11 protein-coding genes and 1 riboswitch are annotated in these 12,035 nt (G+C 39.2%); of the genes, 2 read left to right on the forward strand and 9 right to left on the reverse strand.

The window, feature by feature from the left end:
• Positions 1-352: 352 nt before the first annotated feature.
• The gene (locus H0185_RS00005; protein WP_221869974.1) at positions 353-808 is read right to left on the reverse strand and encodes a DinB family protein; all 456 of its coding nucleotides are present in this window, start codon (positions 806-808) and stop codon (positions 353-355) included.
• A 95-nt stretch (positions 809-903) separates the two neighbouring features.
• Complete coding sequence (locus H0185_RS00010) at positions 904-1,788, reverse strand: selenium metabolism-associated LysR family transcriptional regulator (RefSeq protein ID WP_221869976.1); 885 nt, start codon at positions 1,786-1,788, stop codon at positions 904-906.
• A gap of 176 nt (positions 1,789-1,964) precedes the next feature.
• Here H0185_RS00010 and H0185_RS00015 point away from each other — a divergent pair, with 176 nt between their 5' ends.
• Positions 1,965-2,762 (forward strand): NRDE family protein, encoded by a 798-nt coding sequence (locus H0185_RS00015; protein ID WP_343223049.1) that lies wholly within the window; start codon positions 1,965-1,967, stop codon positions 2,760-2,762.
• A gap of 61 nt (positions 2,763-2,823) precedes the next feature.
• On the opposite strand, the gene H0185_RS00020 is transcribed toward H0185_RS00015, so the two are convergent.
• Positions 2,824-3,750 carry an NAD(P)H-dependent flavin oxidoreductase gene (locus H0185_RS00020; protein ID WP_221870277.1) on the reverse strand — a complete coding sequence of 309 codons (927 nt, stop codon included), beginning with the start codon at positions 3,748-3,750 and terminating at the stop codon, positions 2,824-2,826.
• Between the two features lie 286 nt (positions 3,751-4,036).
• Entirely contained in the window at positions 4,037-4,867 is an 831-nt protein-coding gene (locus tag H0185_RS00025) for an aldo/keto reductase (protein WP_221869978.1), read from the reverse strand.
• Between the two features lie 260 nt (positions 4,868-5,127).
• On the opposite strand from H0185_RS00025, the gene H0185_RS00030 reads away from it, so the two are divergent.
• A complete protein-coding gene (locus H0185_RS00030; protein ID WP_221869980.1) occupies positions 5,128-5,973 on the forward strand; it encodes a DegV family protein in 846 nt (281 codons plus the stop codon).
• A 65-nt stretch (positions 5,974-6,038) separates the two neighbouring features.
• Here the strand turns inward: H0185_RS00030 and H0185_RS00035 are convergent, their stop codons facing one another.
• The 5 genes from H0185_RS00035 to H0185_RS00055 all read right to left on the reverse strand — a co-directional run bounded on the left by H0185_RS00035 (position 6,039) and on the right by H0185_RS00055 (position 11,867).
• Positions 6,039-7,331, reverse strand: coding sequence for an NCS2 family permease (locus H0185_RS00035; RefSeq protein ID WP_221869982.1), 1,293 nt, complete (start codon positions 7,329-7,331; stop codon positions 6,039-6,041).
• 88 nt (positions 7,332-7,419) lie between these two features.
• A riboswitch (purine riboswitch) is annotated at positions 7,420-7,521 on the reverse strand.
• Between the two features lie 158 nt (positions 7,522-7,679).
• Positions 7,680-8,210 (reverse strand): D-glycero-alpha-D-manno-heptose-1,7-bisphosphate 7-phosphatase, encoded by a 531-nt coding sequence (locus tag H0185_RS00040; RefSeq protein ID WP_221869984.1) that lies wholly within the window; start codon positions 8,208-8,210, stop codon positions 7,680-7,682.
• Between the two features lie 53 nt (positions 8,211-8,263).
• Positions 8,264-8,896, reverse strand: coding sequence for a DNA-3-methyladenine glycosylase (locus tag H0185_RS00045; RefSeq protein WP_221869986.1), 633 nt, complete (start codon positions 8,894-8,896; stop codon positions 8,264-8,266).
• A gap of 173 nt (positions 8,897-9,069) precedes the next feature.
• On the reverse strand, positions 9,070-10,383 hold the full coding sequence (locus tag H0185_RS00050) for an ATP-binding protein (RefSeq protein ID WP_221869988.1): 1,314 nt from the start codon (positions 10,381-10,383) through the stop codon (positions 9,070-9,072).
• Between the two features lie 185 nt (positions 10,384-10,568).
• Positions 10,569-11,867: an NCS2 family permease gene (locus H0185_RS00055; RefSeq protein ID WP_221869990.1), complete on the reverse strand. Its 1,299-nt coding sequence runs from the start codon at positions 11,865-11,867 to the stop codon at positions 10,569-10,571.
• Positions 11,868-12,035: the final 168 nt, after the last annotated feature.

Below are 12,035 nucleotides of genomic sequence, written 5' to 3' on the forward strand. Positions count from 1 at the left end.
GGACTGTCCGAACACATCCTTCATTCGGACTCCAATTTCAGTTTTCTGCCCGCGACAGTCCGAACACATAGCCCAGTACGGGGCAAGGGAGACCCCTTAGGTCCGTAGGTGCTTAAGCGCCCGGCAAGCCCTGGGAAAGCGATGTGACTGGAGCGTAAATCAACACCCATCATTAACACAGCCGATGTTTTATAAAAGGTTGATTAGTCAAACCATGCCTAGTCCTAGGATAAAAATACCTTGAGTTAGGGGAAGAATTAAATGGGCAATAGATTCCCTCTAGAAAGAATCTATTACAAAAAAACCGGTAAGAAACTCTCACCGGTTTTACATTCTATCGAACTCTCCTAAATTAACGGCTAACAAAGAACGGAAGCTCTTCAATTCCGATTAATCGAGCATAGGTAAACAGTTGCCCTTTATGATGGATCTCGTGATCCTTTGCAGTCTCAAGCATCGCCATGCCAGACATCTTCATCCCACTAAATTCAACTAACTGGTCTAGTTGCTCCTCAGTGATTGCTTCTAAGATATTCTTTGTTTGGTCCGTTTCAGACTGTACGATTTGTTTTAATTCGTTAACCGTCTCTGGAGTCTTTGGCGTAGATGGAGGTACAAACGCACCTTGTTTAACAGTGCTGGCAAACATGTTTGTTGAAGTAGAAATATGTAAGAAAAGCTCAGAGAGTGTCATGGCCCCGTCCCACGGTTTGTATTGTAGGTGATCGTTGCTAAGATTATCGATTAATTCAAGTAGCGCTTTTCGATGACTCATCCAACCACTAATATAATTGTTCATTTTACTCATAAGAATTCCCCTTTCTGGTTTTAGGATATGATTGAACCCGCCTTTGATTATATATCAACAATCTAGTTAATCAAACTTTTTGTCTTTCTTCGTTTTTAGATAAGATTCTTTGCATTAGTAATAAACAATTTGGCTACCAAGGATAAGGTTTTGTTTTTATTATAAGCAAGATAAAAAAAGCGTTCTTCATCAAAGTCTTTAATGGTGTATTTCCTTATTAGTTGGTTTGAACAATATTCATTTGCAGCAAATTCCGAAATAATCGCAATCCCAATCCCCTGCTTGACGAATTGTATTAAGCTTTGTCCTGAGTCAGTATAGGCAATAATATTTAACTGTTCCTTTGGAATATTATTCTTCTTTAGGAGTCTTTCTAAGAGTGCATTGGTCCCCGAGTCAGAACTTCTCATTACAAAAGGGTAGTTTATTAGGTCCTGGATGGTAACAGGGTCTGGAATGTTAATGTCATTTGCAGTAATCAGAACAAGATGTTCCTTTAATAAGGGGGTATAGTGAAGGCGCTCATCTTCATACTTTTCACCAAGAATACCGATATCTACACTGCCGTTTAGGACCTTTTCTGCTGTAATTTTCGATGATGCCTCCTGAATATGGAAGGTAACCGAAGGGTAGTCTCTTCTGAACTGTTTTATCATTTGGGGAACTAAGAATGGTCCTGGCACAGAACTAGCCGCCATTCGGATTACACCCTTCAACTCCGTCATGCCATTGCTTAAGTCCAGCAAGGCCTGATCTTTCATTAAGAGCAATTGTTGTGCCCAATGATAAAGTCTTTCTCCATGTGGGGTTAATACACTCTCTCGGCCCACTCGATCAAAGAGTTTAACACCCAAACTCTTTTCAAGTGCACCAATATGAGAGCTTACAGTGGATTGGCTAAGAAAAACTTCTTCAGCTGCCTTAGAAAAGCTTTTATTTTCAACAACTTTAGTAAAAATATATAACTGGTGTAAATCCACTTTACGACCTCCATAGAAAAAAACGATATTAAATTATTGGATTTTTAGATTGTATTTATTATAGGATACCACTTATTAAGGATAAAGATGATAGAAAGAAACAGTCTTGAGTGTCAAAATGGTGAAACGAACATGGTACTTGTCGATTTACTGCGATAGAATAATGAGAAGAAGACATGAATAGGAAGCAGGTGTACCAAATGTGTTTAATTCTCTTTGCTTTTGACGCACATCCAGTCTACAAGCTAATTGTTGCAGCGAATCGTGATGAGGCACATGCTCGACCAACAGCAGACGCTGATTTTTGGAACGATGCGCCACATATACTTGCCGGTCGGGATCTGGAGAAGATGGGAACATGGATGGGAATTACAACAACAGGGCGGTTTGCAGCTCTCACAAACTACCGAGACCCTAATGAAACGACTGAAGGAAAGTCCTCTCGAGGGGAGTTGGTTTCAGAATTTCTAAAAGGGAACGACCTTCCTAAAAGATATCTAGAAAAAGTGTCTAATCAGGATTGTATCTATCCTGGTTATAATCTATTGGCAGGAACTACCGAGGAGCTATTTTATTACTCCAACAAAGGAAAAGAAATGATAAAAACACAACCCGGGGTTTATGGTCTAAGCAATCATCTACTAGATAGCGATTGGCCAAAAGTTAACACAGGGAAAGCAGGTCTAGAGAGGATCATACATGCTCATAGGGATGTAAGCGAGGGAAAGTCTGAACTGGTTACAGACCTTTTTGACTTATTAAAGAATGCAGACCCTGCACCAGATGATATGCTACCAGATACAGGGGTAGGCTTACAAATGGAACGCGTTCTCTCGCCACTTTTTATTAAAAGTGAAGGGTATGGCACTAGAAGTTCAACGGTATGTTTGATGGGCGAACAGGAAATATATTATGCAGAAAGAATTTATTCTAATGAAAAGATTCGCGACAGGGAATTTACCATTCCATTGTAATCAGAGGAAGACAACTCTAGTTAATTTGAGTTGTCTTCTTTTACGGTTGACAACATGCTAATTAGCAAGTCGCCTCAGCGTATTCTCTGCTAAGGTTTTTAAAGATTTGCCTTACTGACAGGATTTCCTTTATTTCGCCCACTCGTGCCCCAGCAAATACTAGTCCATTCTCGGCATCACCATTCATAGATGTAAGCAGTGAGTCAAGCGTGCAAAAACGGTAGGAACAGTTTTTTAGGCAATCTTGGCACTTTGTAATTCTTAGTTTATCTGAGGTTAAGAGTAACTGTGTAAAATGGTTAGAGATTGCCCTCCCATTTAGACCCACTGTGGTTTTGAATAATTTTAAGTCCTCTTCATTGGCTTCTATATATTTTTGTTTAAATGTGAGCGGGGCATCGCATTCTTCGCTAGCCACAAATCTTGTCCCCATTTGAACTCCAGCAGCCCCAAATTTAATTGCTCTTGCAATATCTGCACCAGTTAAAATCCCTCCAGCAGCAATGACAGGAATCTGAACTGCATCTACAACTTCAGGCAGGATGTCGAACAGTGGCCGATCTGTTCCCAAATGTCCGCCAGCTTCAAATCCTTCAACAACAACTGCTGCTGCCCCCAATCGCTCAGAAATTCTAGCTAATTTTGCAGAGGAGACTATTGATAGAACTGGAATTCCTGCTTTTTTCCCCCAGGCATACATATCCCGCGAAATTCCAGCACCAGAGATAATGAAATCTACTTTTTCTTCTAGGGCAGCTTTCATCTTTTCAGCAAAATCATTCATGGCGAATAATACATTAACACCAATATACCCAGATTCTTTAGTAAGTGTTTTAGCCTTTCTAATATGACTTCGCAATTCGGAAACAGAGATACCTGTGCCAGATATGATACCGATACCTCCTGCATTTGCTACGGCCGAGGCAAGCTTACTAAGTGATATGCCAACCCCCATTCCACCTTGTATAATTGGATATTCTGTGATCATATGACCGATTTTTAATTGTGGAAAACTCAATTTTTCTCACCCGTTTCTTATTTTAATAGTGTGGATATTCCTTTGAAGTTTACCACGTAAGATTAAAATAGGATGTGACTTTTATTACTAGGTACTAAAGGTTGGTTATATAAAAATGGAATTAAAAAAAGCGAGGAGTGATTCCCTCGCTTGTTGATTCTCATTCAGTTGTTACGTTGTTTAACGAAACTATTTTTGCGTTAAAGTATATATTCCTTATCAGCTAGTGCAAAAAGGTTTTGGAAAAAGAAGATAATTAAAAAGAAAAATTGTCTGGATCTTGACCAGTTCGTTCATTTTTATTTAAGCTATCAATTGTTTTCATTTCCTCTGCTGTTAGCTCAAAATCAAATACATCTGCATTTTCAATAATTCGGTGTTCTTTGACTGATTTTGGAATTGTAACCACTTCGTTTTGCAAATCCCAGCGGATAATAATCTGTGCTGGTGATTTTCCATACTTTTGGGCAATTTCTAAAATAGTTGGATATTCTTGGAATCGGCCTCTTTTTAGCGGTGCCCAGGCTTCTAGCTGGATGCCTTCGTTTTTACAGAAGGTAAGAAGTTCCTTTTGAGTAAGACTTGGGTGGTATTCAACTTGATTGACCATTGGCTTTATTTCACCTTGGCTCATTAAATCTTTTAGATGGTGAATCTGGAAGTTGCTTACCCCAATTGCACGCACTTTTCCCTCTTTATATAATTGCTCGAGTGCTTTCCATGTCTCAACGTATTTTCCTGGTACCGGCCAATGAATTAAATAGAGGTCTAAGTAGTCTAAGCCTAGTTTCTGAATACTAGTTTCAAATGCTTTAAGAGTTTGCTCATACCCTTGGTCAGTATTCCAAACCTTCGTTGTAATGAATAGTTCTTCTCGTGGAATCCCTGACTCTCTAATTGCTTCCCCGACACCTTCTTCATTATGGTAAAAAGCAGCAGTATCAATGCTTCTATAACCATGTTTGATGGCTGCTTTAACGGCATTGATGACTTCTGATCCTTCTTGTGCCTTATAAACGCCTAGACCTAACCAAGGCATTTTCACACCATTATGTAAGACAGTTGAATCTTTTAAACTATTTGGCATAACCTATGTTCCTCCTATCTAATAATGAAGCTTAACTATATTTTCTCATATTATACAAATGGTACCAAGGGGAAAGAATGACAAAAGAAGGAAAGCGGAAAAGTTCATAAACATTTTGGATTTAGTGTAAATACTCATAGCTTTTATGTGACTTTTTCATATATGATGGGGATATCTTTAGAATTTTTTAAAGTTTCGTTTATAATATTAGTATTGTGATAAAAGATAATAAGTTATGAATTGTTAAAACAGGAGGCACTATGACACAAAAACACGAAATTGCCTGGGTGACAGACAGTACAGCAACCTTACCAGAGGAATTTATTAAAAATAACCATGTATACGTGGTCCCATTAAGCATCAGCTTTGGAGATGAATCTTATCTTGAAGGTGTGGACATAACTGCTGAGGATTTCTATCAAAAGCTAGCATCTTCTAAGGTACTGCCTAAGACATCTCAACCGGCGATTGGTGAATTTGTAGAGCTATATAAGAAGTTAAAAGAAAAGTACACGCATACCATTGCTATACACGCCTCAAGCTCCCTCACAGGAACATATCAAGCTTCGGTGGCGGCTTCTAGTATGGTTGAATATAAAGTTGAAGTCATTGATTCCAAAATTGGTTCGTACCCACTAGGGAAGATGGTTTATGATGGCGTTGAAATGCAAAAGCAGGGTAGGTCTTATTCGGAGATCGTTGAGTACCTTAGAACTCTTCCAGATAAGGCGAGACTTATTATGGCTCCTGGAAGCTTAGAACAGCTTCATAAAGGGGGACGTCTCTCCACGACACAAGTGTTTATCGGAAGCCTAATTAGACTTAAGCTCATCGTACAGTTTGAGGATGGAAAGGTGCTCCTATTTGATAAAATTAGAACGGAAAAGAAAGTAAAGGAGAGACTCTTCCAAATTTTTGAGGAGGCTTCCCATTTAATCGAAGAAGCAAGCATCATCCATGCCAATATTAAGGAAACGGCTGAAGAATGGCGTGCAGAATTACAAAAGAAATACCCAGGAATTACCTTCACTACGACAATGTTCAGTCCAGTTGCCGGTACTCATACCGGACAAGGGACCATCGGGTTTGCATGGATAAATAAATAATTTAAAGAAAATCCCGCCAAGGTTGCTGGCGGGATTTTTATGGTTAGGCAGTTTATCGTAGTGGCTTAAAGGAAGATGAAATATCCAATAAACATGATTCCTAAGACGTAAATAATCGGATGGACATCCTTCCATTTACCGGAGGAAACCATACTAATTGGATACAAAATAAAGGCCATGGCAATACCAGTTGCAATGCTATAGGTAAGAGGCATCATAATAATGGTGATAAAAGCCGAAAGCACCACTGTCAGGTTGCCCCAATTTATTTTACTCATCTCACTTGCCATTAAGGCCCCAACAATGATTAATGCAGGAGCTGTTACTTCTGGTGTAACAATCGATAGCAGTGGAGAGAAAAACAATGCGATTGCAAAACAGCCAGCAATGATTACTGATGTAAACCCAGTTCGTCCACCAACAGAAATTCCTGCAGAGGATTCAACTACACAAGCCGTTGTGGAGGTTCCCAGCACACTCCCAGCAACTGCAGTCGTTGCATCCGCTAAAAGAGCACGGCCGGAATTGGGAATTTCATTGTTTTTCATTAAACCTGCCTGACTAGCGATTGCGATCAATGCACCAGCTGTATCAAAAAAGGCGACAAAAAGGAAGGTGAAAATGACCGCCAATATTTCTAGGGAGAAGATATCCCCAAGACGGGTAAATACAACCCCGAATGTGGGGGCTAAGCTAGGAATCTCACCAATGATCGCTTCAGGTCTAGAAATCTGACCAAAGAGCATTCCGACGATGGTGGTGATGACCATAGAATAGAAGATTCCTCCTGAGACGCCACGTACCATCAGGATGACAGCTAGTCCAAAACCAAAAAGGGCTAAGAGTGTACCAGGTGATGTCAAATCGCCAATGGTAACGAAGGTGGCATCACTTTGTACGACGATTCCAGCATTTTTTAATCCAATGAATGCAACGAAGAAACCAATCCCCGAGGCAATGGCATATTTGAGGTCTTGAGGAATAACATTGATGATTTTCTCTCGTATTTTTAAAATACTAAGAATCATAAATAAAATACCTGCAATAAACACACCAGTAAGCGCAATTTCCCATTCAACACCCATTCCAATACAAACACTAAATGTGAAAAAGGAATTCAAGCCCATGCTTGGTGCGATTCCAACTGGGAAGTTTGCTAATAAGCCAATGAGTAAAGATCCAATAATGGCAGAGAGAGCCGTAGCGGTAAAAACAGCTCCTTTATCCATACCAGCTTGGCTGAGAATCATCGGATTCACAACCAAGATATAAGCAATTGATAGAAAGGTAGTTATGCCGGCTACTGTTTCTGTTCGATAATTTGTATTACGTTGTTCAAACATAAAAAAGTTTTTCATGGTGACCTCCTAGTAGTGGTATGTTGAACAAAAAAGCCCTGGAGCAAATGCATCCAGAGCCTACAAAGGAAAAAAGGTCACCAAAAATATAGGGGACATTTTCCCTTGTAGACATGCATTTTACGGAAGCATGGTAGAGACGTTCAAGCCATATTCTTGAACATATACAAGGTAAGATATGTGTTTGTTATTTTAGAATAATAATAGAGATAATAACAGCTATTAAGAAAAAGGTCAACTCTTTTTTTTAGTTTTTATGGCTGCTGATTTCCACTTCATGCGATGTAATTAAGAATGTATTTGAAAAGCTATTTTAGTCTAACAACATTCCTTCCGAAAACATTCTTCTTAAACAGTTTCTAACAACTCTAAAATCGCTGGCACAGCAGCATGAAGGGATGGGGCTTTTCGATCAGCAGCCGTTTCTTCATCCCCAATGAATACAGTTTTGCATCCAGCCTTTTTTCCTGCTTCAATGTCTCGCTCATGGTCGCCGACCATCACACTTTCTGTAAGAGCGATATCATGTCGTTGGGCAAGATCTAGCAATAACCCAGCATTGGGTTTCCGGCACTGGCAACCTGCTTTTGGTTTATGTGGGCAGTAAACAACCTCTTTTATCAACCCACCTTGCTCTTTAATGACCTTGATTAAATGATCATGAATCTTCCTCAGGTTCTTTTCTTTTAAAAATCCTAACCCGACACCACCTTGATTAGTAACAACAAAAATATCATATCCAGCTTTACTTAGTTCAGCTACGGCTTCTGCAGCGCCTTCTAGTAAATAGAGGTCGTTTGGATGATTGACAAACTTAACTCTACTGGACAGTACCTCATTTAATACCCCGTCTCGGTCAAGAAAGATGGCTTTCTTCATTGGTTCATCGCCCTCCAGTACATACATTCTAGGTTTCAATTAGATAGATATCTTTACTCAATTATTTCAACTCTGTCTGCTTCCTGATGCCTTGAAACAAACTTATCCCCAGTAATCCAAAAGCGCCAAGGATATTCAGCGGCCTCGCCAGAGTTATCAATCCCGATTCTTTTGCCAATGGAAATGCTGGCTGGCTTGTAACCTGCGGCGATATAAAGGGGAGGAGAGGTTAGGAGATGTCCGTAATCTTCCATTGTAATTTGCATCGCTTTTGTAAACTTTCCAGGTCCATTTGTTAAATTCACTCCTTGTTGTGACTTTCTTCGTGATTGCATGAGCTCAATTCCACTAGAGGGGTGTATGGCCCGAATTAAAACCGCTTCAGGTTTCCCTTCACCGCCACTAACAACATTAAAAAGGCAATGAGTATGCATCTGATAGGTGTATGCTAGCCCTGAGCGGTGGTACATGACTTCAGTTCTAGCTGTCCGGCGATGATTAAAACTATGTGCAGCTCGATCATCAGGCCCAATATATGCTTCTGTCTCAACAATGTATCCCGCTGTTAAACCTTCTTTTGTTAATTTAACGAGTTGGCAACCGAGAAGTGATTTTGCAAGTGATAGAGTAGGTTGATCAAAAAATTCCACGCTTAAAGGTAACAATTCTATATTGTTATTTTTCATGACTCCTCCAGTAAATTTGAAAAGGCTGTTTCATAAGAAATTGTAAAATTCTAAAGTGAGTAGGCTGGATAAAATTGTTGGTTTACTAAGATTGCAAGCTCTTTTCTTATAATCAGTATTTTACCCAAAAACAGCAAAGGTTTAGAAAGAAGCCTTAAAAAAAGAACCAACTATCAGTAGTTGATTCCTTTAACGGTAGTATTGGACAAAATTTCGTTTTTATAAGGAAGATTGATCATCGGAAAGATTAAGGTAAAACGAGTCCCTTTATTGACTTCACTTGATGAATCCACAAACCCATTCATTTCCTTGAGGATTTTGAAAGCAACCAACATGCCGAGTCCTGTTCCCTTATCTTTTTTAGTGGAAAAATAGGGCTCGCCGAGTTTGGCTAACTGACTAGCTGACATCCCAATACCTGTATCCTCAATATTGATTATAATACTTTTGGAGGTTTTGGATTGGTGTACCTGAACCGTAAGAGTTCCACCGTTGGGCATTGCTTCAATCCCGTTCTTTAGGATATTTAATAAACACTGCTGAAATTTTGCTGCATCTCCATTAATATAAAGACCTTCTGTGAGGTTTTTAGTCACTTTTACACTGTTGTGGTTCGCATAGGGAGATAGTAGCTCGAGTGATTTTTCAATTTCGGTTTTGACATTTAACATTGAAACCTGGTGATGTTGAGGTTTGGAGAAACTTAAATAGTCTTTTAGGATTACTTCTGCACGGTCCAATTCATCTATCGCCGTATCAAGGTAAAACTGTCTTTTTTCTTCTGGAATGCTTGGATCTTTTAACATCTGTAGAAACCCTCTAGTAACCGTCAGTGGGTTCCGAACCTCATGGCTGACACTAGCAGCAAGATGAGAAATGACTTCAATTTTATCAGACTTGACTACAGCGTCACGCAGGATAATATTTTGAAGAATTAACTCAATTAAAAAGACGACAATCATTACGCCTGCTAAAAGGGTCATTGTGTAGATAATGGAGAGGAATACATCTAATTGATTTGTATCAAGTAAGGACGCAAAGATGAAGGACAATAAAGAATAGCTAACTGTAATCACAGCGACTAAGCTTAGTTTGCGCGACATTGGGTTCCTTCGAAAGTACTTTGAAAGAACAGAAACGGTTAGTGTAATAAAGACCATAAGAGCAACATGAAGCCAGATACCTACGCCTCCAAATGGAACCCTCAATAATAGGGAAAGGAAGAAAATACATATACTTGAAGGAATTCCACTATAGAGGCCAACAAGGATAATTGGAATAACTCTTAGGTCATAAAAAATTTGATTATCCTCAGTGTAAGAAAAGTGAATGCAAAAGAAAACCTGGATTGCGGCAGCAATAATAATCAACCAATTCGCAAGGTTTTTTGGAAGGTTGTTTTTATATTTCATAAAGAAGTATTGGACAATAAATGATGTAATTAGGATAAAAAGAAGGTTAAATAACAGGTCTTTGAACAGTACCATCAAACTTCCCCATTCCGCTCATATACTATTAAACCTATTGTATAACAGAAAATTTACAGAGTTCAACCATTGTTGTGTAAAAAGTTACATATATTCTGATTTGTTTACAATAATTTAGGCGGAATGCACTAAAAATCGACAAACGACAAAAAACCGCTTATGCGGTTTTTGTCATAGATCATATATTAATGTGGTAAAAAGGCAAGTTGGTAAAAGAATAGAACAGCAAAGATGTAAAGCAGTGGGTGAACTTGGCGTCCTTTGCCTTTCACAAGCTTGAGTAATGGATAAGAAATAAAGCCAAGAGCAATCCCGGTTGCAATACTAGATGTTAACGGCATGCTTAAGATAATTAAGAAGGCAGGGAAAGCTTCCTCCAGCTCATTCCAACGGACTTCAGCAATACTTCCCATCATTAAGCTTCCTACAATGATTAACGCAGGAGCGGTAATTGCCGACAATCCTGAAACTGCACCAACTAATGGACTAAAGAATGCGGCAATGATGAACAATACAGCTACTGTCAGGGAGGTTAATCCTGTACGTCCTCCAGCAGCCACGCCAGATGAGGATTCAATAAAGGCGGTTGTTGGACTTGTTCCAAACATGGCGCCAACGCCTGTAGCAATTGAATCTGAAAGTAAGGCTTGTTTAGCTCTTGGTAGACTTTTGCCTTTCATTAACCCAGCTTGATGAGCAACGCCAATCATTGTGCCTGTTGTATCGAATATCGTGACAAGAATAAAGGAAAAGACGACAGCGTAAAGCCCATGTGAAATCACTTCGCCGATAGCCGTAAAAGGATTAAAGACAATTAGTCCTTCTGGAAGTGTTGGCCGGGAAACAAATCCTTGTTCAAAAGAGAGATGGCCCGTAAAATACGCAATTAGCCCTGTAATGACCATTCCAATAAAGAGAGCTCCATTAACATTAAGAACCATAAGGATTAACGAAATGGCAAGTCCAACGAGGGCAAGGACCGCTACCGGCGAATGTAAATCACCTAAAGCAACTAAATTTGTTGGATGTGACGTAATAATCCCAGTTAACCTTAGTCCAATAAAGGCAATGAAGAGTCCGATTCCTGCTGTGATTCCATGCTTTAGTGTTTCTGGAATCGCTTCAATTAACTTTTCCCGGAAGGATGTTAGGCTCAACAGAACAAAAATTAATCCTGCGATAAAAACGGCTGCAAAAGCCGTTTCATAAGTAATATTGTTAGTTCCTACCACAGAATAGGCAAAGTATGCATTAAGCCCCATTCCCGGTGCGATGGCAATAGGATAATTTGCAAATAAGGCCATCCAAAGGGTTCCAACCACTGAGGCAATGATGGTAGCAGTGAATACTTGTTCAAACGGAACACCCGCATCTGCAAGAATAACAGGGTTTACAACCACAATATAAACCATTGTAAAGAAAGTTGTCATTCCTGCTAATAGTTCAGTTTTGACATTCGTGTTGTTTTCAGTAAGTTTAAACATGAGGTCCTCCAATAATACGAACATTTTTAAAGCACGAATAATATAATATTCGCTTTTCCATAAAATTTCAAGGGAAAATTGCAGTTTGTTTTTTCAGTCTTTGTTGGCTAGTTATCCATCCCGTTTATTATTTCCAAAATGAAAAGATAAGCCCAATTTATATAAGAA

The organism is Mesobacillus maritimus, from assembly GCF_019749255.1.
Classification (GTDB): Bacteria; Bacillota; Bacilli; order Bacillales; family Cytobacillaceae; genus Mesobacillus_B; species Mesobacillus_B maritimus_A.